The organism is Pseudomonas sp. RIT-562 (assembly GCF_026241895.1).
Taxonomy (GTDB): domain Bacteria; phylum Pseudomonadota; class Gammaproteobacteria; order Pseudomonadales; family Pseudomonadaceae; genus Aquipseudomonas; species Aquipseudomonas mandelii_F.
This window is the reverse complement of the sequence record NZ_JAPJIV010000008.1, coordinates 73,757-97,694: the sequence shown is the minus strand read 5'-3', so window position 1 is coordinate 97,694 and position 23,938 is coordinate 73,757. Positions and strand designations below refer to the sequence as shown.

The following is a 23,938-nucleotide window of genomic DNA, read 5'->3' as shown; positions in this document are numbered from 1 at the left end:
GTGGCCTCATGATTTGTTGTCATTTTTGGAATTAGAGGACGACCTCGTGAGTCGTGCCTGCGGATACTTATGCAGGGGCCATACCCATTGCAAGATGCAGGTTGGCTACAAGCATTAAACAGTGGCACGAACGTACCTTAATGTCGCATATGTGTAAATTCGCGCGCATTTGACCGTTTGCGCAGGTTTTTTTCGGTGCAACTCGCGCGCCAGCATGGTGCAACCGGGGTGCATTGCGCACCCGGTTGGCGCGCGGTGTTACTTATCTAAACCCGTAGGAGCTGCCGAAGGCTGCGATCTTTTGATTTTAATTTTTTAAGATCAACAGATCGCAGCCTGCGGCAGCTCCTACACTCAATCAAGGCATCAACACTTCAATCGAGCCGTCTGCCGTCATGCTGACCTGGCTGGTTCCTGCTTCAACTTCTGGAGTCACCGGAGCGGCATCCATGCTGGCGGCTTTCATCATCATCGGTCCGCGCATATACGGCTGTGGATAACCGTTGCTGTTGAGATTCAGGTTCACGATCTTGTAGCCCTTGCCGCCCAACGCATCGGTCGCCAGTTGTGCGCGTGCCTTGAAGGCGCTGACGGCATCCTTGAGCAGCGCATCTTCGCTGGCCTTGCGGGTCGGGGTGGCGATGGCGAAGTCCATGCCGGCCATTTTCAGGTCGGTCAGCAGTTCACCGGTCAGTTTTGACAGGGCGGCGAAATCGGAGCTTTCCAGACGCAGCTCGGCACGCTCACGCCAGCCAGTGATTTTCTGGCCCTTGGTGTCGTAGATCGGATAGCTGTTACGGCTGCCCTGACGCAGGGTGATGTCCTTGACCTGCTTGGCCTGGGCCAGTGCCTTGTTCATGGTGGTGCTGACATCGGCGGCGAGTTTGGCCGGGTCGGTGTTCTGCTCTTCGGTGTAGAGGGTCACGATCATCAGGTCGCGAGCCACCTCCTGGCTGACTTCGGCGCGCAGGGCAATCTGGTTGTAATGCAGCTCGTCGGCGGCCAGGGCCGGGAGGCTGGCAACGGCGCCAGCGCTGAGGGCAAGAAGGGCGGCGCTGCGGCGGAAAGTGTGCATGAAATCTCCTTGGACGGTGCGCAGGGGTTAAGGTCCGAGCCTGCGTGAAACCATCAGACTCTAGCTTCAATGATCCGGTTCGCACAGTTACAACTTCTATACAGGTGATTGCCGGTGGCCGCTACGCGACCAATCGCGGGCAAGCCTTGCTCCCACAGGTCAGGAGTGTGCAAGCAAGTTGTGCATGACGTAATACTGTGGGAGCAAGGCTTGCCCGCGATGGCGGTCTTATAGACGCCACAATCCATTCTGGCGTGTGGCCGTTTGCCGCACTTTTGCCTGCCAGCCTCCGCGCTTGGTTATACTCCCGGCGATCCGCCTGGAGCGCTCATCAGGAGAGCTCATGCTCGCCCCCGTTCAAATCACTTCCGCGACTCGCCAGAACCTCTGGCGGCTGACGTTCATCCGTACTTTGGTGCTCGCCGCCCAGGCTGGCTCCGTGGGCCTGGCCTACTGGCTCGAGTTGCTGCCGTTGCCTTGGTTTCAGCTGGCCGCCACGCTCGGCTGTTCGATGTTGCTGTGCGCGTTCACGGCGATTCGCCTGCGCACCTCCTGGCCGGTCACCGAACTCGAATACGCCGTGCAACTGGCCTGCGACCTGTTTATCCACAGTGCGTTGCTGTATTTCTCCGGCGGTTCGACCAACCCCTTCGTTTCGTACTATCTGGTGCCGCTGACCATCGCCGCAGTTACGTTGCCATGGCGCTATTCGGTGATCCTGTCCGGCATCGCCCTGACCATGTATACCTTGCTGCTGGCGCGTTTCTACCCCTTGCAGACCTTCCCCATCGCCCGGGAGAACCTGCAGGTCTACGGGATGTGGTTGAGCTTCGCCCTGGCCGCAGCAGTGATCACCTTTTTCGCCGCGCGCATGGCCGAGGAGCTGCGACGTCAGGAAGAGTTGCGCGCCATACGTCGTGAAGAAGGCCTGCGTGACCAGCAATTGCTGGCTGTTGCCACCCAGGCTGCAGGCGCCGCCCACGAGCTGGGTACCCCATTGGCGACCATGAGCGTGCTGCTGAAAGAGATGCAGCAGGATCATCCAGACCCGATGTTGCAGGATGATCTGAAGGTTCTGCAGGATCAGGTCAAGCTCTGCAAGGAAACCTTGCAGCAACTGGTGCGCGCCGCCGAAGCCAATCGCCGCCTGGCCGTGGAGATGCAGGACGTCACCGACTGGCTCGACGAAGCCTTGAATCGCTGGCACCTGATGCGTCCCGAAGCCAGCTATCGCTTCCAGCGTCTTGGCCAGGGAGCCGTACCGCGCATGGCGCCGCCCCCGGACCTGACCCAGGCCCTGCTGAATCTGCTGAACAACGCGGCGGACGCCTGCCCCGAAGGCTTGCAGGTGACGCTGGACTGGAATGCCGAGGACCTGACCATCAGTATCCGCGACCACGGCGCCGGCGTGCCGCTGGCCATCGCCGAACAGATCGGCAAACCGTTTTTTACCACCAAGGGCAAAGGTTTCGGCCTGGGCCTGTTTTTGAGCAAGGCCAGCGTGACACGCGCCGGCGGCTCAGTGAAACTCTATAGTCATGAGGAAGGCGGCACGCTCACCGAGCTGCGCCTGCCCCGTGTCGCCCGAGGAGACGAACATGAGTGACGATATTCAAGTCGAAGGCGAAGGCGAAGAACTCCCGCATTTGCTGCTGGTAGACGACGACGCAACCTTTACCCGGGTGATGGCCCGTGCCATGGCCCGCCGTGGCTTTCGCGTCAGCACTGCCGGCTCGGCCGAGGAAGGCCTGACCATCGCCCAGGCCGACCTGCCGGATTACGCCGCGCTGGACCTGAAAATGGACGGCGATTCCGGCCTGGTCCTGCTACCCAAGCTGCTGGAGCTGGACCCGGAAATGCGCGTAGTGATCCTCACCGGTTACTCGAGCATTGCCACCGCAGTCGAGGCGATCAAGCGTGGTGCCTGCAATTACCTGTGCAAACCGGCGGATGCCGACGACGTACTGGCGGCCCTGCTGTCCGAACACGCCGACCTCGACACCCTGGTGCCGGAAAACCCGATGTCGGTGGACCGCCTGCAATGGGAACACATCCAGCGAGTGTTGACCGAACACGAAGGCAACATCTCCGCCACTGCCCGCGCGCTGGGCATGCATCGGCGCACCTTGCAGCGCAAATTGCAGAAGCGTCCGGTCCGTCGCTGAACCGGTGCTGAACAATTGTTGTCACACCGCGTTGCAACACGAGCTGATCATCTATGATCGGTTCGTGTGCTGTTCTTTTTTCCAATGAGCCTTTTACATGAATCAGAACGCTGAGTATTCCGCGGTCAATGATGCTGTGCGCGGGCAGTTTTTTTCCAAAGTATGGGCGATGATCACGCCTTACTGGCGCAGTGAAGAAAAGGTCAAGGCCTGGACGCTGCTGATCGCGGTGATCGTGTTGTCGCTGGTCAGCGTGGGCATTTCGGTGTGGTTCAACACCTGGTACAAGGATTTTTACAATGCCCTGCAGCAGAAGGATGAGGCGGCTTTCTGGCGGTTGATTCTGTACTTCTGCGGTATTGCCGCGGTCGCGATCGTCGGCGCGGTCTACAGGCTGTACCTGACCCAGATGCTGACCATCCGCTGGCGTGCCTGGCTGACTGAAAAGCACTTCTCCCGCTGGCTCGGTCACAAGAACTACTACCACCTTGAGCAAGGCGGCTACACGGATAACCCGGATCAGCGGATTTCCGAGGACCTCAACAGTTTCACCAGCAACACCCTGGAGCTGGGGATCGGCCTGCTGCGCAACATCGTCAGCCTGGTATCGTTTTCGATCATCCTTTGGGGTGTGTCGGGCAGCATTGAAGTCTACGGTTTTACCATTCCCGGTTATATGTTCTGGTGCGTGCTGGTGTACGCGGTGATCGGCAGCTGGCTGACGCATTTGATCGGTCGTCGCCTGATCGGCCTGAACAACCAGCAGCAACGCTTCGAAGCTGACCTGCGTTTCTCCATGGTGCGCATTCGCGAAAATGCCGAAAGCATCGCGCTGTACAACGGCGAGCCGAATGAAAACCGTCGCCTGAGCAGTCGCTTCAGCCTGGTCTGGCACAATTTCTGGGACATCATGAAGGTGTCCAAGCGCCTGACCTTCTTCACTGCCGGCTACGGCCAGGCTGCCATTATCTTTCCATTCATGGTCGCCGCGCCGCGCTACTTCGCCGGCAAGATCGAGCTTGGGGAGCTGATGCAGATCAGCTCGGCGTTCGGCAATGTGCAAGAGAGTTTCAGCTGGTTTATCAGCGCCTACCAAAGCCTGGCCGCCTGGCGCGCCACCTGTGACCGGCTGCTGAGTTTCCGCCAGGCCATGACCGAAAACGAACAACGTCCCGCTACCATCGATGTGCAGAATGCCGGTGCAGCGTTGCAAGTGCGTAACTTGGGGCTCGATCTCGCCGATGGTCGACACTTGCTGAGCAATGCCGATATGACGGTGGAGGAGGGCGAGCGGGTGATGGTCAGCGGTCGCTCCGGCAGTGGCAAATCGACGATGCTGCGGGCGATGGGCCATTTGTGGCCAGCGGGCCACGGCAGTATTCGTCTGCCAGCCGCGCGCTACCTGTTCCTGCCCCAGAAACCATACCTGCCGATTGGCACGTTGCGCGAGGCGCTGAGTTATCCACAGGTCGCCGAAACCTATTCGGAGGAGCGTTACGCCCACGTGCTGGAGGTGTGCCGTTTGCCGCATCTGCTATCGCGCCTGGACGAACCCAATCACTGGCAGCGCATGCTGTCTCCCGGGGAGCAACAACGCCTAGCGTTTGCTCGCGCGCTGCTTTTTGCCCCGCAATGGCTGTACATGGACGAAGCCACTTCGGCGATGGACGAGGAGGATGAGGCCACGCTGTATCAGGCGCTGATCGACGAGATCCCAGGCTTGAGTATCGTCAGCGTCGGCCACCGCAGCAGCCTCAAACGTTTCCACCCACGGCATGTGCGTATCGACAATGGCCATCTGGTGGAGCAACCGGTAACCGCCTAGACACCGCTAACCCTGTGGGAGCAAAGCTTGCTCCCACAGGGGTGGAGGTGATCGTACAACCGCGTTGAGCTATGATGCAGTTTCAGCCGAATTTTTCGAGACCGATGTTCACCATGGAAAACCAGATCGCCACACCACGTCTCCCTCGCAAGCGCCGCAGCCTCGCTCAGGAACTGGTGACGGTGCTGTCCGAGCAGATCCGCGACGGCCACCTCAAGCGCGGCGACAAATTGCCGACCGAGTCGGCGATCATGGATGCCCATGGCGTCAGTCGCACCGTGGTACGCGAAGCGATTTCCCGGCTCCAGGCGGCCGGGCAGGTGGAAACCCGGCATGGCATCGGTACCTTCGTGCTCGATACCCCAAGCCCTAGCGGCTTTCGCATCGACCCCGCCACCGTGGTCACCCTGCGAGATGTGCTGGCCATCCTGGAATTGCGCATCAGCCTTGAAGTGGAATCCGCCGGTCTGGCCGCGCAGCGCCGCAGCGCCGAACAGTTGGCATTGATGCGCGCCGCGCTCGATGCCCTCAACGAAAGTGCAGCCCATGCCAGTGACGCCGTAGCCTCGGACTTCCAGTTCCACCTGCAGATCGCGCTGTCGACCGGCAACCGCTACTTCACCGACATCATGACGCACCTGGGCACCAGCATCATTCCGCGCACCCGCCTCAACTCGGCGCGCCTGGCCCACGACGATCAGCAGCACTACATGAGCCGCCTGAGCCGTGAGCACGAGGAAATCTACGACGCCATCGCCCGCCAGGATTCCGATGCAGCGCGGGCAGCCATGCGCCTGCACCTGACCAACAGCCGCGAACGGCTGCGCCATGCTCATGAAGAGGCAGAAGCTCAGCGGGGGTAAAGCCCTGTGGCACCGGGCTTGCTCGCGATGGCGGCGGCACATTCAATTTCGATGTGACAGGAACACTGCGACCGCGAGCAGGCTCACTCCTACAAGTGAAATCCAGTTGTGCGGCCGTGGGTGATCCCTGTGGGAGCAAGGCTTGCCCGCGATGGCTGCGGCACATCCGAAATCTCTGTTGGCCGGAACACTGCGACCGCGAGCAGGCTCACTCCTACAAGTGAAATCCAGTTGTGCGGCCGTGGGTGATCCCTGTGGGGGCAAGGCTTGCCCGCGATGGCTGCGGCACATCCGAAATCTCTGTTGGCCGGAAGACTGCGATCGCGAGCAGGCTCACTTCTACAAGTGAAATCCAGTTGTGCGGCCGTGGGTGATCCCTGTGGGAGCAAGGCTTGCCCGCGATGGCGGCGGCACATCCGAAATGTCTGTTGGCCGGAAGACTGCGATCGCGAGCAGGCTCACTCCTACAGCGATGGTGAGTGCTCATGCGATCCAGTGTAGGAGTGAGCCTGCTCGCGATGAGGCCAGCAGCCACCCCGAGCCAGCATCGAAAGGCCGCATCTTCCGACAACCTACCTCTTACCTATAACTCTCCATCACCCATCCTGCCGCGAGTTTCCGCACTTATTCCCACCCCAACGATGAAATGCAGTTGACGATTATATTTTAAGTTGTACGATGACCTACAACTCGGCGAAAGCTGAACGGTTTTCTCAACAACACATACGTCGCTACCCAGGGTGTTCGAATAATGAATCCACAAGAACTGAAGTCCATCCTCTCTTCCGGCCTGCTGTCTTTCCCGGTCACCGATTTTAATGCCCAGGGCGATTTCAATCGCGCCGGGTACATCAAGCGCCTTGAATGGCTGGCCCCGTACGGCGCCTCGGCGTTGTTCGCCGCAGGCGGCACCGGTGAGTTCTTCTCCCTGGCGGCCAGCGAATACTCGGAAATCATCAAGACCGCCGTCGACACCTGCGAAACCAGCGTGCCGATTCTGGCTGGTGTTGGCGGTTCCACCCGTCAGGCCATCGAATACGCGCAAGAAGCCGAGCGCCTGGGCGCCAAAGGCCTGTTGCTGCTGCCGCACTACCTGACCGAAGCCAGCCAGGACGGCGTGGCTGACCACGTTGAAGCCGTATGCAAATCGGTCAAGATCGGTGTGGTGGTCTACAACCGTAACGTCTGCCGCCTGACCGCTCCGCTGCTGGAGCGCCTGGCTGAGCGCTGCCCGAACCTGATTGGCTACAAGGACGGTCTGGGTGATATCGAACTGATGGTGTCGATCCGTCGTCGCCTCGGCGATCGCTTCAGCTACCTGGGTGGTTTGCCGACCGCCGAAGTCTACGCCGCTGCCTATAAGGCGTTGGGCGTACCGGTTTACTCCTCGGCGGTGTTCAACTTCATCCCGAAAACCGCGATGGATTTCTACCACGCCATTGCCCGCGAAGATCACGCCACTGTTGGCAAGATCATCGACGACTTCTTCCTGCCGTACCTGGACATCCGTAATCGCAAAGCCGGTTACGCCGTGAGCATCGTCAAGGCCGGAGCAAAAATTGCCGGCTATGACGCAGGTCCGGTACGTGCGCCGCTGACTGATCTGCTGCCAGAAGAGTATGAAGCTCTGGCCGCGCTGATCGACAAGCAGGGCGCGCAATAACAATCGATTGAGCAAGGCCGCTGAGCAATCAGCGGCCTTTTGCGTGAGGAGATAGATCCGTGGCAGATTCAAAGCGTTACGACAATTACATCAATGGCGAATGGGTTGCTGGCAGTGAGTACTGCGCCAACATCAACCCGTCCGAACTGACCGATACCATCGGCGAGTACGCCAAGGCCGACCTGGCCCAGGTTCACGCCGCCATCGACGCCGCGCGCGCTGCGTTTGCGGCCTGGTCCACCTCGGGAATCCAGGCCCGTCACGACTCGCTGGACAAGGTGGGCACTGAGATCCTCGCACGCCGCGAAGAACTCGGCACGCTGCTGGCGCGGGAAGAGGGCAAGACCCTGCCTGAAGCCATCGGTGAAGTGACCCGCGCTGGCAACATCTTCAAGTTTTTCGCCGGTGAAACCCTGCGTCTCTCTGGCGACTACCTGCCGTCGGTGCGTCCTGGCGTCAACGTCGAAGTGACCCGTGAAGCCCTGGGCGTGGTCGGTCTGATCACCCCGTGGAACTTCCCGATCGCGATTCCTGCCTGGAAAATCGCCCCGGCCTTGGCGTATGGCAACTGCGTGGTGCTCAAACCCGCTGACCTGGTACCGGGCTGCGCCTGGGCGCTGGCGGAAATCATCTCCCGCGCGGGCTTCCCGGCTGGCGTGTTCAACCTGGTAATGGGCAGCGGTCGAGTGGTTGGCGATGCGCTGGTGCAAAGCCCGAAAGTCGACGGCATCAGCTTCACCGGCTCCGTTGGAGTGGGTCGTCAGATCGCTGTGAGCTGTGTGTCGCGCCAGGCCAAAGTCCAACTGGAAATGGGTGGCAAGAACCCGCAGATCATTCTCGACGACGCCGATCTCAAGCAAGCGGTCGAGCTGTCGGTACAGAGCGCGTTCTACTCCACTGGCCAGCGTTGCACCGCTTCGAGCCGCTTCATCGTCACCGCCGGGATCCACGACAAGTTCGTCGAAGCCATGGCCGAGCGCATGAAGTCGATCAAGGTTGGGCACGCGCTGCAGACTGGCACTGATATCGGTCCGGTGGTCTCGCAAGCCCAGCTTGAACAGGACATGAAGTACATCGACATCGGCCAATCCGAAGGTGCGCGCCTGGTCAGCGGCGGTGGTCTGGTGACTTGTGATACCGAAGGCTATTACCTTGCGCCAACGCTGTTTGCCGACAGCGAAGCCGCGATGCGCATCAGCCGCGAAGAGATCTTTGGCCCGGTGGCCAACATTGTTCGAGTCGCGGATTACGACGCCGCTCTCGCCATGGCCAACGACACCGAATTCGGTCTGTCGGCGGGCATCGCCACCACTTCGCTGAAATATGCCAACCACTTCAAGCGCCACTCCCAGGCCGGGATGGTGATGGTCAACCTGCCGACGGCTGGCGTGGATTACCACGTTCCATTCGGCGGGCGCAAAGGTTCATCCTATGGATCCCGCGAGCAAGGTCGCTACGCGCAAGAGTTCTACACGGTCGTGAAAACCAGCTACATCGGCTCCTGATAGGAACCACTGCGGTATCAGCGACGATACCGCCCCCCTGTAGGAGCGAGCCTGCTCGCGATGGTCTCGAGGTCGCGAAGTTCAGCCTGATGACAAGCGTCATCGTTGACGTCCATCGCGAGCAGGCTCGCTCCCACAGGAGATCAACACCGTTATTACCCGCATAAAAATAATCAGTGGGAGTACATCTACATGCAAGCGACCAAGCCGACCCACGTCCGCTATTTGATATTGCTCATGCTTTTCCTCGTGACCACCATCAACTATGCCGACCGGGCAACCATTGCCATCGCGGGCTCCAGCCTGCAAAAAGACCTGGGCATCGACGCTGTCACCCTCGGCTATATCTTCTCCGCATTCGGTTGGGCCTACGTGGCCGGGCAAATCCCCGGTGGCTGGCTGCTGGACCGTTTCGGCTCGAAAAAAATCTATGCACTGAGCATCTTCACCTGGTCGCTGTTTACCGTGCTGCAGGGTTATGTCGGCGAGTTCGGCATGTCCACAGCAGTGGTGGCGTTGTTCATGCTGCGCTTCCTCGTGGGCCTGGCCGAAGCGCCATCCTTCCCCGGCAATGCGCGCATTGTCGCGGCCTGGTTCCCGACCGCTGAGCGCGGTACGGCGTCAGCGATCTTCAACTCGGCGCAGTACTTCGCCACTGTTCTGTTCGCGCCGCTGATGGGCTGGATCGTCTACAGCTTCGGCTGGCAGCACGTGTTCATCGTGATGGGCGTGATCGGCATCATTTTCTCGGGCGTCTGGCTGAAAGTGATCTACAGCCCGCGTCAACACCCGATGATCAACGAAGCCGAGTTCAAGCACATCGCCGACAACGGCGGCATGGTCGACATGGACCAGGACAAAGGCAAAGGCGCCAAGGCTGACGGGCCGAAGTGGGACTACATCCGCCAGTTGCTGACTAACCGCATGATGCTCGGCGTCTACCTGGGCCAGTACTGCATCAACGGCATCACCTACTTCTTCCTGACCTGGTTTCCGGTGTACCTGGTCCAGGAACGCGGCATGACCATCCTCAAGGCCGGTTTCATTGCCTCGCTGCCGGCCATCTGTGGCTTCATTGGCGGTGTGCTTGGCGGGGTGATTTCCGACTACCTGTTGCGCAAAGGACATTCCCTGACTTTCGCCCGCAAGGCGCCGATCATTGCCGGCTTGCTGGTCTCCAGCAGTATCGTGGCGTGTAACTATGTCGACGTGGAATGGATGGTCGTCGGCTTCATGGCCCTGGCTTTCTTTGGCAAAGGCGTGGGTGCGTTGGGCTGGGCGGTGGTGTCCGACACTTCGCCGAAGCAGATTGCCGGTCTCAGTGGTGGTCTGTTCAACACCTTCGGTAACATCGCTTCGATCACCACTCCGATCGTGATCGGCTACATCATCAGCTCCACCGGCTCGTTCAAATGGGCCCTGGTGTTCGTTGGTTGCAACGCACTGGTTGCAGTGTTCAGCTACCTGGTGATCGTTGGTCCGATCAAGCGTGTGGTGCTCAAGGAGCCGCCAGTGAGCGGTCCTGAAGCTCATAATAAATTGTCTCAAGCACATTCCTGAGGAGCGGCGTCATGCAGTTGATTGAACATTCCGACTCGCCGCGCTACATCCGCCTCAACGAGCGGGACAACGTGGTCGTGGTGGTTAACGACCAGGGTGTGCCTGCCGGCACTGAGTTTGCTGACGGTCTGGTGACCCTGGATTTTGTGCCGCAGAGCCACAAGGTCACCTTGGAAGACATTCCCGAGGGCGGCCAGGTGATTCGCTACGGCCAGACCATTGGCTATGCGTTGCAGCCGATTCCTCGCGGCAGTTGGGTCAATGAAGATCAACTGCGCATGCCGACCGCGCCACCGCTGGACAGCCTGCCGCTGTCCACCGAGGTACCGGCTGCGCAGGCTCCGCTGGAAGGCTTCACCTTCGAGGGTTACCGCAACGCCGACGGCACCGTGGGCACTCGCAACATCCTCGGCATCACCACCACGGTGCAGTGCGTCACCGGGGTGCTGGATCATGCGGTCAAGCGCATCAAGGACGAATTGCTGCCCAAGTATCCGCACGTCGACGATGTGGTGGCGCTGACTCACAGCTACGGCTGTGGCGTGGCAATCACCGCGACCGATGCGTACATCCCGATCCGCACCGTGCGCAATCTGGCGCGTAACCCGAACCTGGGTGGCGAAGCCTTGGTCATTAGCCTGGGCTGCGAGAAATTGCAGGCCGGGCAGGTGATGCATGAGGGCGATAGCTCGGTGGACCTGAGCGATCCGTGGTTGTACCGCCTGCAGGATTCGAGTCACGGTTTCACCGAGATGATCGAGCAGATCATGGCGCTGGCCGAGACTCGCTTGAAAAAACTCGACCTGCGTCGGCGGGAAACCGTGCCGGCCTCCGAGCTGATCCTCGGCATGCAATGCGGTGGCAGCGATGCGTTTTCCGGCATCACCGCCAACCCGGCCCTGGGCTATGCCTCGGACCTGTTGCTGCGCGCCGGCGCGACGGTGATGTTCTCCGAAGTGACCGAAGTGCGCGACGCGATCTACCTGCTGACGTCCCGCGCCGAAACCGAGGAAGTGGCGCAGGAGCTGGTGCGGGAAATGGATTGGTACGACCGCTACCTGGCCAAGGGCGAAGCGGATCGCAGTGCCAACACCACGCCGGGCAACAAGAAGGGCGGGTTGTCGAACATTGTCGAGAAGTCGCTGGGCTCGATCGTCAAGTCCGGCAGCAGCGCGATCAATGGGGTGCTCGGCCCAGGCGAACGCTTCAAGCGCAAAGGCCTGATTTTTTGCGCGACGCCGGCCAGTGATTTTGTTTGCGGGACTTTGCAATTGGCGGCGGGGATGAACCTGCACGTGTTCACCACCGGGCGCGGCACGCCATATGGTCTGGCAATGGCGCCGGTAGTAAAGGTGTCCACCCGGACCGAACTGGCACAACGCTGGCCGGATCTGATCGATATCGACGCCGGGCGGATCGCCACCGGGCGGGCTTCGATCGAGGACCTGGGATGGGAGTTGTTTCACTACTACCTGGATGTTGCCAGCGGCAAAAAGCAGACGTGGGCGGAGCAGCACAAGCTGCATAACGACATCACCTTGTTCAACCCGGCGCCTATCACCTGAGACCGAGTCGCCTGCATCGCGGGCAAGCCTTGCTCCCACAGGAGATCTGCTTTGTTGCGCAAATTGTGTGAATACAGCACATCCCCTGTGGGAGCAAGGCTTGCCCGCGATGGCGGTCTAACAGACGCCAGGGGACCTGGTGGCTTATCATTAGCCACCTAACGACGCTCACCCAAGGTTACCCCCGGCATGCTGGCAATTTTCCTCGAAACCCTGAACATCACCGCCCCGGTGTTTGCCATGCTGTTTCTGGGTGTGCTGCTCAAGCGCATCGACTGGATCAACGACAACTTTATCCACACCGCCTCCGCCCTGGTGTTCAACGTCACCATGCCGGCGCTGCTGTTCCTGGGCATCCTGCATGCCGACCTGCACGCCGCACTGCAACCGGCGCTGCTGATCTATTTCTCCGTGGCAACCCTGGTGTGTTTTGCCATCGCTTGGGGTTGGGCGATCTGGAAATGTCCGCGGGAAGATCGCGGCATTTATACCCAGGGCGCGTTTCGCGGCAACAACGGAGTCATCGGCCTGGCGCTGGCTGCCAGCATGTATGGCGACTACGGAATTTCCCTTGGGGCGATTCTCGCGGCGCTGGTGATCCTGTTCTACAACACTCTCTCGACCATTGTGCTGGCGGTCTACAGCCCGGTGATCAAGTCCGACCCCTGGAGTATTTTCAAGAGCGTGATGATCAACCCATTGATCATCAGCGTGATTGCTGCGGCACCCTTTGCCTATTTCAAGATTGGCCTGCCCGGTTGGCTGGAAACCTCCGGGCAGTACCTGGCACAGACCACCTTGCCCCTGGCGCTGATATGCATCGGCGGCACCCTGTCGCTGGCGGCGATGCGCAAAAGCGGCTCGATGGCGCTGAGCTCCAGCCTGGTCAAGATGATCGGCCTGCCGGTGCTGGCGACCCTGGGCGCATGGCTGTGGGGGTTCCGTGGGGCGGAACTGGGCATTCTGTTCCTGTACTTCGGCAGCCCGACCGCCGCCGCCAGTTTTGTCATGGCGCGCCAGGCCAATGGCAACCATGAACTGGCGGCGGCGATTATCGTGATCACCACCTTGATGGCGGCGGTGACCACCAACATCGGGATCTTTTTGTTGCAGTGGGGTGGGTGGATCTAGCGGCTGGCCAGATCGGGCAGGGTTTTGCACATTGGCCCGGTCTCTGGAGGCGCGGCGGTCGGGTAGCGATCAGGCATGATCTGTACCGGCGTAGTGACGACAAGACCATCGGCGAAGGTCGCCTCGACAAATGTCGCTGTCCAGCCCTGTTCGGGTGTTTCCATGTGCACCTGTGCGTGCAATGGGGTGGAGGGGGTGACATGCCGAGGCAGATAGCGAATCCCGCAAGCATCCCGGAAGTCTCGCGCAGCCGGGTTCACGGCGGTCCATTGAGTCACCTGAACCGGCGCTTCGCTGAACTGCAGCGAAACGGTTTTGCCCGTTCCCTGGGTTGTTGCGCTCGTCGTCAGGGAGGGTAACGGGCTATCTTGCTGCCACCGGTTGACCACGGGAATCAGTGAGCTCTCAACGAATTGCCTGATCCCGTTGTGGCTGGAATTGGGCGCAACACGCAGGCTTTTCTGCCCAGGCAGTTGATCGAAATAGAAACCCGAATTGTCAGGAGGGAAAAAGTCATCACTGCTGGCGTTGACAACGTATTTCGGAATTGACAGCCGTTCGGCATAGGCACTGTCCAGGTAAGCCAGAGGGTCAACGATTTTCAGCAGTTTCTGGAAGTCTTCGCTGTGTCGCAGGCGGAGCACCCCTTCGCGGTGATAGTCATGGAATGCCAACGGCCAGTTCTTTCCAAAGGTTTGAAAGGTATGTTCGAACACTTTGTCTGTGCCGAGGCCATCAATGACAAATGGTACGACGGCGTTGACGCGCTCATCGGCAATAGCGGTGAGCCAGGCCGCCCAGGCGCGTTTCGAAACTCCACTGGCGATAAATCGTTCAACTTTCCATGGCTTCAATTCTTTCTGGGCAAGGTCCATCGCCTTGACCAGGGAAGCCATCATCGGTACATGAGCAGGCATGTAAGGGCGCGCTTCAGGACTTTCGAGAAATAAATTCCAGCTATGGGCGACACTTGAGTCTTCTGTACGGGGGACAGCGTCATCGGCGTAAGTGAGATATTGATTGGGGATGTTGCTGAGGGAAATGACGATTGTATTCGTTTTACGTGCAACTTCCAGGGCCATGGCCTGGGTGAAGTCTGTGGGTTCAGTTATAGCCTTGGTACCGGCAGGTATGTTGGTTCCATTATTCGCTACCAATAATGCCTGTCCTTGTAGGGCGTTGTGCGGTATATAAATATCGACACTGTGTTTCCATTGTTCTGGGCTGACCATTCCTTGAGGTGACCACTGCTGAGATGAAAGATCAAAACTGCGCTTTTCCACGCCGGGAAAGACCTGGGTACCCTTTGCGACGTAGAGCAATGGTTTGGATGCTTCCTGAGTTTTGTAGCAATTCAGTATTTCGCTGAAGTCGTTGGGAGCAGCTGAGCATCTATCGATTAATGTTTCGGCCTGTGCAGTGAAGCTCGTCAGCACAAGGGTTACCAGTATATTCGGCAGAGCGACACAAAGGGTAGATCGCATAGGATTATTCTCGCTTGTTTCAAGTTATTTTATGATTTTTATCGCGGGATTTTTTTGCGACTGGAAAAGATTGTCTTTGTGTCGTCGATATTGAAAGTTTTTTCGGAAGTGTTGTATTGCGATATATATGTATTGAGAAGTGTCGGATATAAGTTGGCGTCAGTTGGACTTCAGGCAGGCGACTGCATTTGACGGGGCGGCGAAATCAATCACGGTCCCCGTCGAACGAAGTTTTAAACGATAGGGGGGTTACTTATACTGCTCGATCACTTCCTGCGCCGCCCGAAATGCATCGATCGCCGCCGGCACACCCGCATACACCGCGCAATGCAGCAGCGCCTCGCGAATCTCTTCCACCGTGCAGCCATTGTTCAGCGCACCGCGCACGTGCCCCTTCAATTCCTGCGGGCACTTCAGTGCGGTCAACGCGGCGAGGGTAATCAGGCTGCGGGTTTTCAGCGGCAGGCCTTCGCGATTCCATACGCTACCCCACGCATGTTCGTTGACGAAGTCCTGCAGCGGCTGGGTGAAGTCGGTGGCATTGCCCAGGGCGCGATCAACAAAAGCATCGCCCATTACTTGGCGGCGCACTTCAACGCCGGGTTTTTTGTTGTCGGTCATGGCACTTCCTTCTTGTGGTGTTGGCGGCGCCAGGCGAGCAGGGACGTGAACAGCAAAAACGCCACCAGTGCCGGCAGGACGAAAAACAGCATCAGATGTTCAAGCTTGCCCGCCAGGGGCATGCCGGTGGTGAAGGACACCACATGCAGGCCGTACGCCAGGTAGAGCCCCAGGAATGCCAGGCCTTCGGCACGCGTCACCCGGTAGCCGGAATAGAAGATGGGCAGGCACAGCACCGCGACTCCGAGCATTACTGGCAGGTCGAAATCCAGGGCGTTGGGCGACACCGACAAGGGCGTCGGCGCGATCAGCGCCGTGACGCCGAGCACGCCCAACAAGTTGAACAGGTTGCTGCCAATGACATTGCCCACGGCGATGTCCCGTTGGCCGCGCAAGGCTGCAATCAACGAAGTAGCCAGTTCAGGCAGGGAAGTGCTGATGGCGACGATGGTAAGGCCGATGATTCGCTCCGAGAGCCCCAGGTCAGTGGCGACCGCAACCGCAGCGCCCAGTAGCAGGTGCCCGGCATACACCAGCATGCCCAGGCCGGCGATTATCATCAGCAGGCTGCTGAACCAGGGCGCCTGGGGAGTTTCATCGTGGGACGATGGGCGTGCCGAGTGGCGCGACTGCCGCAGCAGCAGGCCCAGGTACAACATCAGCGCGGCCAGCAATAGCATGCCGTCGAAGCGGGTCAGTTCTTCATTCCAGGCGAGCATGAAGACCAGCAGGCTGGCGCCGATCATCAGGGGGATATCCAGGCGCACCACTTGCCGGGACACCCGCAGCGGGATAATCAGCGCCGACAGACCGAGCGTCACCAGGATGTTGAAGATGCTGCTGCCAATCACGCTGCCCACTGCGATGTCGACGTTGTGTGCCAGGGTCGCTTGCAGGCTGACGGCCATTTGCGGCGCGCTGCTGCCGAGGGCGACGATGGTCAGGCCGATGATCAGCGGCCGCACGTGCAGACGCGCGGCCAGGCGTACCGCGCCGCGCACCATCAATTCGGCGCCGGCGATCAGTAGAACCAGGCCGCTGAGCAATTCAATCAGATTGATCAGGGGCAAATCTGCAAGTCCGAAAATGGTCGGCGCTCCAGCTGTCAGTCGTCGAGGGCTTGCACACGAACCCGTGCGGTCCCGCTTCTAAGCATACCCAGGCGTGCGGCCGCCTCGTGGGAAAGATCAATCAGGCGGCTGCGGGTGTGTGGCCCGCGGTCGTTGATCCGGACCACGCAGGACTTGTCGTTGCTCAGGTTGGTGACCTTCACCCGCGTACCGAAGGGTAGTTGGCGGTGGGCGGCGGTCAGGGAGTTCTTGTTGAAACGCTCGCCACTGGCGGTGCGTTTGCCTTGGTGTTTGGCGCCGTAATAGGAGGCGGTGCCGGTCTTGTCGTAACCGTGGGGGTCGATGATGTCATTGCTGGCGCATCCGGCCAGAAGAGAGAGCAGGGCGCAGGCGCCGAGTAGACGCTTCATTTCAGGGTTTCCCGGTGCAATTGTGGGAGCGGGCTTGCTCGCGAAAGCGGTGTGTCAGTAGACATAAGATTCGACTGATACAACGCTTTCGCGAGCAAGCCCGCTCCCACAGGGGATTGGAGCCAGGCGTTAATTCTGGCTCCATTCTCATCAGCCTTCGAGCTTGCTTTTCAGCAGTTCGTTGACCTGTTGCGGGTTGGCCTTGCCTTTGGAGGCTTTCATGGCTTGGCCGACGAAGAAGCCGAACATCTTGCCGCGTTTGGCTTCGTCTGCCGCGCGGTATTGTTCGACCTGCTCGGCGTTGGCCGCGAGCATTTCGTCCAGCACGGCCGAGATCGCGCCGCTGTCGGTCACTTGCTTCAGGCCACGCTTGTCGATGATCTCGTCCGCGCTGCCTTCGCCATTGGCCATCGCTTCGAACACCACCTTGGCGATCTTGCCGGAGATGGTGTTGTCCTTGATGCGCAGCAGCATGCCGCCCAGTTGCTCGGCCGAAACCGGCGATTGGTCGATGTCCAGGCCCTGTTTGTTCAACAGGCTGCCCAGTTCAACCATCACCCAGTTGGCCGCCAGCTTGGCGTCGCCGCCGATGCTCACGACCTTCTCGAAGTAATCGGCTTGCTCGCGGCTGGTGGACAGCACACTGGCGTCGTAAACCGACAGGCCGAACTGTTCCTGGAAGCGCTCGCGTTTCTGCGGCGGCAATTCCGGCAGGGTGGCGCGCACTTCGTCGAGGAACGAGTCTTCGATGACCACCGGCAGCAGGTCCGGATCGGGGAAGTAACGGTAGTCGTTGGCTTCCTCCTTGCTGCGCATCGGACGGGTTTCGTCCTTGTTCGGATCGTAGAGGCGGGTCTGCTGGATCACCTTGCCGCCGTCTTCGATCAGTTCGATCTGACGCTGCACTTCACTGTTGATCGCCTTCTCGATGAAGCGGAACGAGTTGACGTTCTTGATTTCGCAGCGGGTGCCGTACTCGACCTGGCCCTTCGGACGGATCGACACGTTGCAGTCGCAGCGCAGCGAGCCTTCGGCCATGTTGCCGTCGCAGATGCCCAGGTAACGTACCAGCGCATGGATCGTCTTGACGTAGGCCACGGCTTCCTTGGCGCTGCGCATGTCCGGCTCTGAGACGATTTCCAGCAGCGGGGTGCCGGCACGGTTCAGGTCGATGCCGGTGGCGCCGTTGAATTCTTCGTGCAGGCTTTTGCCGGCGTCTTCTTCAAGGTGCGCACGGGTTACGCCAACTCGTTTGATCGTGCCGTCTTCCAGGGCGATGTCCAGGTGGCCCTTGCCAACGATCGGCAATTCCATCTGGCTGATCTGGTAGCCCTTGGGCAGGTCCGGGTAGAAGTAGTTTTTACGGGCGAATACGTTGTGCTGGCCGATCTCGGCATCGATGGCCAGGCCGAACATCACCGCCATGCGTACCGCTTCCTGGTTCAGCACTGGCAATACGCCAGGCATGCCGAGGTCAACCAGGCTGGCCTGGGTGTTCGGCTCGGAGCCGAAAGTGGTGGAACTACCGGAAAAAATTTTCGACCGGGTGGTGAGCTGGGTATGAATCTCCAGCCCGATCACGACTTCCCATTGCATGTGTTTCTCCTCAGAAGCCGGTTGGGGTACGGGTGTGCCAGTCAGTGTTCAACTGATACTGATGGGCAACGTTCAACAGGCGACCTTCCTGGAAATACGGGGCGAGCAACTGCACGCCTACCGGCAGACCGTCAACAAAACCTGCGGGCATGGACAAGCCAGGCAGACCGGCAAGGTTGGCGGTGATGGTGTAGACGTCTTCCAGATAGGCAGCAACCGGATCACTGTTCTTGGCGCCGAGCTTCCAGGCCGGGTTCGGCGTGGTTGGGCCGAGGATGATGTCGACCTCATTGAAGGCGGCCATGAAATCGTTTTTCACCAGGCGGCGGATCTTCTGGGCCTTCAGGTAGTAGGCGTCGTAGTAGCCGGCGGACAGCGCATAGGCGCCGACCATGATGCGGCGCTGCACTTCCGGGCCGAACCCTTCTCCACGGGAGCGCTTGTACAGGTCTTCAAGATTCTTCGGATCTGCGCAGCGATGCCCGAAACGCACTCCGTCGAAGCGCGACAGGTTCGACGAGGCTTCCGCCGGTGCGATCACGTAATACGCAGGAATCGCGTGCTGCATGTTCGGCAGGCTGATTTCCTTGATCACGGCACCGAGCTTTTCCAGCTCCTTGATGCTGGTGTGGATCAGCTCGGCGATCCGCGGGTCGAGACCGGCGCTGAAGTATTCCTTCGGCACGCCGATGCGCAGGCCTTGCAGCGAATCGTTGAGGCTGGCGCGGTAATCCGGTACTGGCTCGTCGATGCTGGTGGAATCATTGGCATCAAAACCGGCCATGCCTTGCAACAGGATTGCGCAGTCTTCGGCGGTGCGCGCCAGTGGGCCACCCTGATCGAGACTCGAGGCGTAGGCGATCATGCCCCAGCGCGAAACACGACCGTACGTCGGTTTCAGGCCAGTCAGGTTGGTAAATGCGGCGGGCTGACGAATGGAGCCGCCAGTGTCGGTCGCGGTAGCCGCCGGCAGCAGGCGTGCGGCAACGGCAGCGGCCGAACCACCGGACGAACCGCCCGGTACGTGCTCCAGGTTCCACGGGTTTTTCACGGCGCCGTACCAGCTCGACTCGTTGGCCGAACCCATGGCGAATTCGTCCATGTTGGTCTTGCCCAGGGTCACGGCGCCGGCAGCGGCCAGCTTGGCTACCACGGTGGCATCGTACGGTGCCTTGAAGTTGTCGAGCATCTTCGAACCGCAACTTGTGCGGATGCCCTGGGTGCAGAACAGGTCCTTGTGGGCGATCGGCGCGCCGAGCAGGGCACCGTTCTCACCATTGGCCCGGCGGGCGTCAGCGGCTTTGGCCTGCTGCAGCGCGAGGTCCTCGGTGAGGCTGATGAAGCTGTTGAGCTGTGGATCGAGCTGGGCGATACGCGCCAGCAGGACCTTGGTCAGCTCTTCGGAGGAAAACTTTTTATCGGCGAGTCCGCGGGCGATCTCGGCCAGAGTCATTTGATGCATTGCAGGCTCTTTCCCTTTAGTCGATGACTTTCGGAACCAGGTACAGGCCGTTTTCGACCGCTGGTGCGATGGACTGGTAGGCCTCGCGATGATCGGTCTCGGTCACGACGTCCGCGCGCAGGCGCTGGCTGGCTTCCAGTGGGTGGGCGAGCGGCTCGATACCGTCGGTATTGACCGCCTGCATTTCGTCGACAAGCCCAAGAATGCTGTTCAGGGCCGAAGTGATGTGTGGAAGATCGGCATCATTGAGGCCAAGGCAGGCCAGATGAGCGATTTTTTCCACGTCGGAGCGTTCAAGCGCCATGGGAATCTCCAGTGGAAAACAGAACGGACGGCGTCCGTGTGTTAGATTGTCGGAACACTACCGCATTTCTACGGTCATAAGGCCGCGATTGTGGGGGTTGGTGCACAGAAAAGCGGCCAATTTAACATATTGGCGCCTTGCCCAAAATCCCTGTCGTTGTTAGAGTTTGCCGCACTTTTTTACCCACGCGTTGCCTAGGGTCCTTTCCCCATGTTCAAGAAACTGCGTGGCATGTTTTCCAGCGATCTTTCCATTGACCTGGGCACTGCCAACACCCTTATTTACGTGCGCGAGCGCGGAATCGTTCTGAATGAGCCATCGGTTGTGGCCATTCGGACACACGGTAACCAGAAAAGTGTCGTGGCCGTCGGCACCGAGGCCAAGCGCATGCTCGGCCGTACTCCAGGAAATATTGCTGCCATTCGTCCGATGAAAGACGGCGTTATCGCCGACTTCAGCGTCTGCGAAAAGATGCTGCAATACTTCATCAACAAGGTTCACGAAAACAGCTTTTTGCAGCCTAGCCCGCGTGTGCTGATCTGCGTTCCATGCAAATCCACCCAGGTTGAGCGTCGTGCCATCCGTGAATCGGCCCTCGGCGCCGGTGCCCGTGAAGTGTTCCTGATCGAAGAGCCGATGGCGGCTGCGATCGGTGCCGGCCTGCCGGTAGAGGAAGCACGCGGTTCGATGGTTGTCGATATCGGTGGCGGTACCACTGAAATCGCGCTGATCTCCCTGAACGGTGTGGTCTACGCCGAATCCGTACGGGTTGGCGGCGACCGTTTCGACGAAGCGATCATCACCTACGTGCGTCGCAACTACGGCAGCCTGATCGGCGAATCCACTGCCGAGCGCATCAAGCAGGAAATCGGTACGGCCTACCCGGGCGGCGAAGTTCGCGAAGTCGATGTTCGCGGTCGCAACCTGGCTGAAGGCGTGCCACGTGCTTTCACCCTGAACTCCAACGAAGTCCTGGAAGCTCTGCAAGAGTCCCTGGCGACCATCGTTCAGGCAGTGAAAAGCGCACTGGAGCAATCGCCTCCGGAATTGGCTTCCGATATCGCCGAGCGTGGCCTGGTGCTGACCGGTGGTGGCGCCCTGCTGCGTGACCTCGACAAGTTGCTGGCCCAGGAAACCGGCCTGCCGGTGATCGTTGCCGAAGACCCGTTGACCTGCGTTGCTCGCGGCGGTGGCCGTGCATTGGAAATGATGGATAAACACACCATGGACCTGCTCTCCAGCGAATAAGTCGCGGGGTTGCATCTATGCTGTTGAGCGCGCAGGCAGCACTTTGCAGTGCTGCCTGTTGGCGTTTATCTTCTGTCAGTCTGCATCCAGGCCGGTCTGCCGTATGAATAAACAACACATTTGCCTGGGAGGAGCGGCTTATTAAACCGCTTTTCACCAAAGGTCCTTCACTGGGCGTGCGCTTGTTGGTGCTGGTCGTGCTATCGGTCGCGCTGATGGTGGTCGATGCCCGCTTCACACTGCTCAAGCCAGTGCGTAGCCAGATGTCGCTGGTGCTGATGCAGTCCTACTGGATCACCGACCTGCCGCAGCGGTTATGGCAGGGTGTGGCCAGCCAGTTTGGCAGCCGCACCGAACTCGTCGCCGAAAACGAAAAGCTCAAGACTGAAAACCTGTTGTTGCAAGGCCGCATGCAGAAGCTTGCCGCTCTCACCGAGCAGAACGTTCGACTGCGCGAGTTGCTCAACTCGTCGGCATTGGTCAACGAAAAGGTCGAAGTGGCCGAGTTGATCGGCATGGACCCCAATCCTTTCACCCATCGCATCATCATAAACAAGGGTGAGCGCGACGGCGTGGTCCTTGGCCAGCCGGTACTCGATGCCCGCGGCTTGATGGGGCAGGTGGTCGAGTTGATGCCGTACACCTCTCGCGTGTTGCTGCTGACCGATACCACCCACAGCATTCCGGTGCAGGTCAATCGCAACGGTTTGCGCGCAATTGCCAGCGGCACCGGCAATCCCGAGCGCCTGGAATTGCGCCATGTGGCTGATACGGCCGACATCAAGGAAGGCGATCTGCTGGTCAGTTCCGGCTTGGGCCAGCGTTTCCCGGCGGGTTACCCGGTGGCAACGGTCAAGGAAGTCATCCATGACTCCGGCCAGCCATTCGCCATTGTTCGCGCCGTGCCCACTGCCGCATTGAACCGCAGCCGTTACCTGCTGCTGGTGTTCAGCGACGGTCGCACGGCCGAAGAGCGCGCCAATGACGCAGCCCAGGCCCAGGAAACCCTCGACCAATATGGTGGTGGCCCGATGCCTGCGACTGTGCCAAGACCCGCCATCGTCCCGGCTGTGATGGCTGCTCCTGTCGCTCCTGTTGCACCGGCCGCCACTGCGCCGGTAGCGCCTGCCGCCACGACCCCGGTCAAGCCTGCAGCGACCAAGCCGCCAGCCAAACCACCGGCTGCCGCCAAGCCTGCTGCCAAACCGCCTGTCTCTGCACCGGCTAATACTGGGGGACGAGAATAATGGTCGGTACGACTGCATCCCGAAACGGCTGGATCGTCTGGCTGACCTTCGCCATCGGCATGTTGCTCAGCGTTTCACCGCTGCCGCAGTTCATGGAAATTCTCCGTCCTTTGTGGCTGGCCTTGCTGCTGGCCTTCTGGGCGCTGGCGATGCCGCAGAAAGTCGGCATGGTCACCGCGTGGTGCCTGGGCCTGGCCGAAGACGTGCTTTACGGTACGTTGCTGGGCCAGAACGCCTTGATCCTGACGCTCATCACCTTCCTGGTACTGTCGCTGCAGCAACGACTGCGAATGTTTCCGATGTGGCAGCAGAGCCTGGTGATTCTGGTGATCTTCGGCCTGGCCCAGCTGGTTCAGCTATGGCTCAGTGCCCTGACCGGTAATCGCCAGCCAACGCTGGCGCTGGTGTTGCCGGCATTGGTCAGCGCCTTGCTCTGGCCATGGATCAGCTACGGTTTGCGCGGGTTGCGCCGACGCTACAAGATCAATTAATTCGGTCAGGCATTTGCCCGCACTGGTACTGGACAGGGAGATGTCGTGATGAAACAGCTATACCTCGCCTCAGGCTCGCCACGTCGACGTGAACTGCTCACGCAGATTGGCGTGCCATTCTCCGCCATCAGTGCGGACATCGATGAATCTCCCCTGAAAGACGAATCCCCGTCGGCCTATGTCGAGCGCCTGGCGCGTGGCAAGGCCGAGGCTGGGCGTGATGCTGTGGTGTCTGCTGCAGACTTCTGCGTGCTGGGTGCCGACACTGCCGTGGTGCTGGATGGGAAAATTATCGGCAAGCCGGTGGACGAAGCTGACGCATGCGCCATGCTTATGATGTTGTCGGGGCGCGAGCATGAAGTTCTGACAGGTATTGCGTTGCTGGATGGCGAGCGTTGCGAGTCGCGGGTGATCCGCAGCCTGGTGCGTTTTCGCCCGATTGGCGCACCGGAAGCTGCGGCCTACTGGGCCAGCGGCGAACCCCGGGACAAGGCCGGTGGTTATGGCATCCAGGGGCTTGGCGCGGTGTTCGTGGCCGGGCTGGATGGCAGCTACTCGGCGGTGGTTGGCTTGCCGCTGTGCGAAACCGCAGAACTGCTGGGCCATTTCGGCATACCCTGTTGGCAAACCTTTAACGCGCTCTGAGCGTCGTA

At 59.9% G+C, this 23,938-nt stretch carries 21 protein-coding genes; 13 read left to right on the top strand and 8 right to left on the bottom strand.

Annotation, left to right across the window (positions count from 1 at the left end; all coding sequences use genetic code 11):
- Positions 1-358: 358 nt before the first annotated feature.
- Positions 359-1,075, bottom strand: a complete 717-nt coding sequence (locus tag ORL50_RS12595) for an SIMPL domain-containing protein (RefSeq protein ID WP_266015041.1) — start codon at positions 1,073-1,075, stop codon at positions 359-361.
- A gap of 343 nt (positions 1,076-1,418) precedes the next feature.
- Between ORL50_RS12595 and ORL50_RS12590 the strand changes: the two genes are divergently transcribed.
- The 9 genes from ORL50_RS12590 to ORL50_RS12550 all read left to right on the top strand — a co-directional run bounded on the left by ORL50_RS12590 (position 1,419) and on the right by ORL50_RS12550 (position 13,352).
- Entirely contained in the window at positions 1,419-2,681 is a 1,263-nt protein-coding gene (locus ORL50_RS12590; protein WP_266015039.1) for an ATP-binding protein, read from the top strand.
- Positions 2,674-3,240, top strand: a complete 567-nt coding sequence (locus tag ORL50_RS12585) for a response regulator transcription factor (RefSeq protein WP_045061485.1) — start codon at positions 2,674-2,676, stop codon at positions 3,238-3,240. Before ORL50_RS12590 ends, ORL50_RS12585 begins: the two co-directional genes overlap by 8 nt.
- Positions 3,241-3,337: 97 nt before the next feature.
- Complete coding sequence (locus tag ORL50_RS12580; RefSeq protein WP_266015035.1) at positions 3,338-5,065, top strand: ABC transporter ATP-binding protein/permease; 1,728 nt, start codon at positions 3,338-3,340, stop codon at positions 5,063-5,065.
- A 113-nt stretch (positions 5,066-5,178) separates the two neighbouring features.
- On the top strand, positions 5,179-5,928 hold the full coding sequence (locus tag ORL50_RS12575; protein WP_266015032.1) for a FadR/GntR family transcriptional regulator: 750 nt from the start codon (positions 5,179-5,181) through the stop codon (positions 5,926-5,928).
- 751 nt (positions 5,929-6,679) lie between these two features.
- Positions 6,680-7,591, top strand: a complete 912-nt coding sequence (kdgD, locus tag ORL50_RS12570) for a 5-dehydro-4-deoxyglucarate dehydratase (protein WP_266015029.1) — start codon at positions 6,680-6,682, stop codon at positions 7,589-7,591.
- 59 nt (positions 7,592-7,650) lie between these two features.
- Positions 7,651-9,096: an aldehyde dehydrogenase family protein gene (locus tag ORL50_RS12565; RefSeq protein ID WP_266015026.1), complete on the top strand. Its 1,446-nt coding sequence runs from the start codon at positions 7,651-7,653 to the stop codon at positions 9,094-9,096.
- Between the two features lie 192 nt (positions 9,097-9,288).
- Entirely contained in the window at positions 9,289-10,656 is a 1,368-nt protein-coding gene (locus tag ORL50_RS12560) for an MFS transporter (protein WP_266015024.1), read from the top strand.
- An 11-nt stretch (positions 10,657-10,667) separates the two neighbouring features.
- Positions 10,668-12,221: a galactarate dehydratase gene (garD, locus tag ORL50_RS12555; RefSeq protein WP_266015021.1), complete on the top strand. Its 1,554-nt coding sequence runs from the start codon at positions 10,668-10,670 to the stop codon at positions 12,219-12,221.
- A 189-nt stretch (positions 12,222-12,410) separates the two neighbouring features.
- Complete coding sequence (locus ORL50_RS12550) at positions 12,411-13,352, top strand: AEC family transporter (RefSeq protein WP_266015018.1); 942 nt, start codon at positions 12,411-12,413, stop codon at positions 13,350-13,352.
- Here ORL50_RS12550 and ORL50_RS12545 read toward each other — a convergent pair.
- From ORL50_RS12545 to gatC, 7 genes are all read right to left on the bottom strand, one after another.
- Positions 13,349-14,788 carry a PhoPQ-activated pathogenicity-related family protein gene (locus ORL50_RS12545; protein WP_266015015.1) on the bottom strand — a complete coding sequence of 480 codons (1,440 nt, stop codon included), beginning with the start codon at positions 14,786-14,788 and terminating at the stop codon, positions 13,349-13,351. The genes ORL50_RS12550 and ORL50_RS12545 overlap by 4 nt on opposite strands.
- A gap of 297 nt (positions 14,789-15,085) precedes the next feature.
- Positions 15,086-15,457: a carboxymuconolactone decarboxylase family protein gene (locus ORL50_RS12540; protein ID WP_266015012.1), complete on the bottom strand. Its 372-nt coding sequence runs from the start codon at positions 15,455-15,457 to the stop codon at positions 15,086-15,088.
- Complete coding sequence (locus ORL50_RS12535; protein ID WP_266015392.1) at positions 15,454-16,512, bottom strand: calcium/sodium antiporter; 1,059 nt, start codon at positions 16,510-16,512, stop codon at positions 15,454-15,456. Before ORL50_RS12535 ends, ORL50_RS12540 begins: the two co-directional genes overlap by 4 nt.
- Positions 16,513-16,562: 50 nt before the next feature.
- On the bottom strand, positions 16,563-16,937 hold the full coding sequence (locus tag ORL50_RS12530) for a septal ring lytic transglycosylase RlpA family protein (protein ID WP_266015009.1): 375 nt from the start codon (positions 16,935-16,937) through the stop codon (positions 16,563-16,565).
- A 150-nt stretch (positions 16,938-17,087) separates the two neighbouring features.
- Positions 17,088-18,533, bottom strand: coding sequence for an Asp-tRNA(Asn)/Glu-tRNA(Gln) amidotransferase subunit GatB (gatB, locus tag ORL50_RS12525; RefSeq protein ID WP_266015004.1), 1,446 nt, complete (start codon positions 18,531-18,533; stop codon positions 17,088-17,090).
- Between the two features lie 10 nt (positions 18,534-18,543).
- Positions 18,544-19,995 (bottom strand): Asp-tRNA(Asn)/Glu-tRNA(Gln) amidotransferase subunit GatA, encoded by a 1,452-nt coding sequence (gene gatA / locus ORL50_RS12520; RefSeq protein WP_266015001.1) that lies wholly within the window; start codon positions 19,993-19,995, stop codon positions 18,544-18,546.
- Between the two features lie 16 nt (positions 19,996-20,011).
- Positions 20,012-20,299 carry an Asp-tRNA(Asn)/Glu-tRNA(Gln) amidotransferase subunit GatC gene (gatC, locus tag ORL50_RS12515; protein ID WP_045061473.1) on the bottom strand — a complete coding sequence of 96 codons (288 nt, stop codon included), beginning with the start codon at positions 20,297-20,299 and terminating at the stop codon, positions 20,012-20,014.
- 210 nt (positions 20,300-20,509) lie between these two features.
- Here gatC and mreB point away from each other — a divergent pair, with 210 nt between their 5' ends.
- The 4 genes from mreB to ORL50_RS12495 all read left to right on the top strand — a co-directional run bounded on the left by mreB (position 20,510) and on the right by ORL50_RS12495 (position 23,930).
- Positions 20,510-21,547 (top strand): rod shape-determining protein MreB, encoded by a 1,038-nt coding sequence (gene mreB / locus ORL50_RS12510; RefSeq protein ID WP_002555108.1) that lies wholly within the window; start codon positions 20,510-20,512, stop codon positions 21,545-21,547.
- A gap of 140 nt (positions 21,548-21,687) precedes the next feature.
- Entirely contained in the window at positions 21,688-22,794 is a 1,107-nt protein-coding gene (mreC, locus tag ORL50_RS12505) for a rod shape-determining protein MreC (RefSeq protein ID WP_266015387.1), read from the top strand.
- Positions 22,794-23,285, top strand: coding sequence for a rod shape-determining protein MreD (mreD, locus tag ORL50_RS12500; protein WP_045061471.1), 492 nt, complete (start codon positions 22,794-22,796; stop codon positions 23,283-23,285). Before mreC ends, mreD begins: the two co-directional genes overlap by 1 nt.
- 48 nt (positions 23,286-23,333) lie before the next feature.
- Entirely contained in the window at positions 23,334-23,930 is a 597-nt protein-coding gene (locus ORL50_RS12495) for a Maf family protein (protein ID WP_266014994.1), read from the top strand.
- Positions 23,931-23,938: the final 8 nt, after the last annotated feature.

Excerpts from the sequence above, each read along its gene's own strand:
- ORL50_RS12550 (WP_266015018.1), top strand. The coding sequence starts at position 12,411 with ATGCTGGCAATTTTCCTCGAAACCCTGAACATCACCGCCCCGGTGTTT.
- ORL50_RS12540 (WP_266015012.1), bottom strand. The coding sequence starts at position 15,457 with ATGACCGACAACAAAAAACCCGGCGTTGAAGTGCGCCGCCAAGTAATG.
- ORL50_RS12580 (WP_266015035.1), top strand. The coding sequence starts at position 3,338 with ATGAATCAGAACGCTGAGTATTCCGCGGTCAATGATGCTGTGCGCGGG.
- garD (WP_266015021.1), top strand. The coding sequence starts at position 10,668 with ATGCAGTTGATTGAACATTCCGACTCGCCGCGCTACATCCGCCTCAAC.
- mreB (WP_002555108.1), top strand. The coding sequence starts at position 20,510 with ATGTTCAAGAAACTGCGTGGCATGTTTTCCAGCGATCTTTCCATTGAC.
- ORL50_RS12530 (WP_266015009.1), bottom strand. The coding sequence starts at position 16,937 with ATGAAGCGTCTACTCGGCGCCTGCGCCCTGCTCTCTCTTCTGGCCGGA.
- ORL50_RS12585 (WP_045061485.1), top strand. The coding sequence starts at position 2,674 with ATGAGTGACGATATTCAAGTCGAAGGCGAAGGCGAAGAACTCCCGCAT.
- ORL50_RS12495 (WP_266014994.1), top strand. The coding sequence starts at position 23,334 with ATGAAACAGCTATACCTCGCCTCAGGCTCGCCACGTCGACGTGAACTG.
- ORL50_RS12590 (WP_266015039.1), top strand. The coding sequence starts at position 1,419 with ATGCTCGCCCCCGTTCAAATCACTTCCGCGACTCGCCAGAACCTCTGG.
- ORL50_RS12575 (WP_266015032.1), top strand. The coding sequence starts at position 5,179 with ATGGAAAACCAGATCGCCACACCACGTCTCCCTCGCAAGCGCCGCAGC.
- ORL50_RS12560 (WP_266015024.1), top strand. The coding sequence starts at position 9,289 with ATGCAAGCGACCAAGCCGACCCACGTCCGCTATTTGATATTGCTCATG.
- kdgD (WP_266015029.1), top strand. The coding sequence starts at position 6,680 with ATGAATCCACAAGAACTGAAGTCCATCCTCTCTTCCGGCCTGCTGTCT.
- gatA (WP_266015001.1), bottom strand. The coding sequence starts at position 19,995 with ATGCATCAAATGACTCTGGCCGAGATCGCCCGCGGACTCGCCGATAAA.
- gatB (WP_266015004.1), bottom strand. The coding sequence starts at position 18,533 with ATGCAATGGGAAGTCGTGATCGGGCTGGAGATTCATACCCAGCTCACC.
- gatC (WP_045061473.1), bottom strand. The coding sequence starts at position 20,299 with ATGGCGCTTGAACGCTCCGACGTGGAAAAAATCGCTCATCTGGCCTGC.
- ORL50_RS12595 (WP_266015041.1), bottom strand. The coding sequence starts at position 1,075 with ATGCACACTTTCCGCCGCAGCGCCGCCCTTCTTGCCCTCAGCGCTGGC.
- mreD (WP_045061471.1), top strand. The coding sequence starts at position 22,794 with ATGGTCGGTACGACTGCATCCCGAAACGGCTGGATCGTCTGGCTGACC.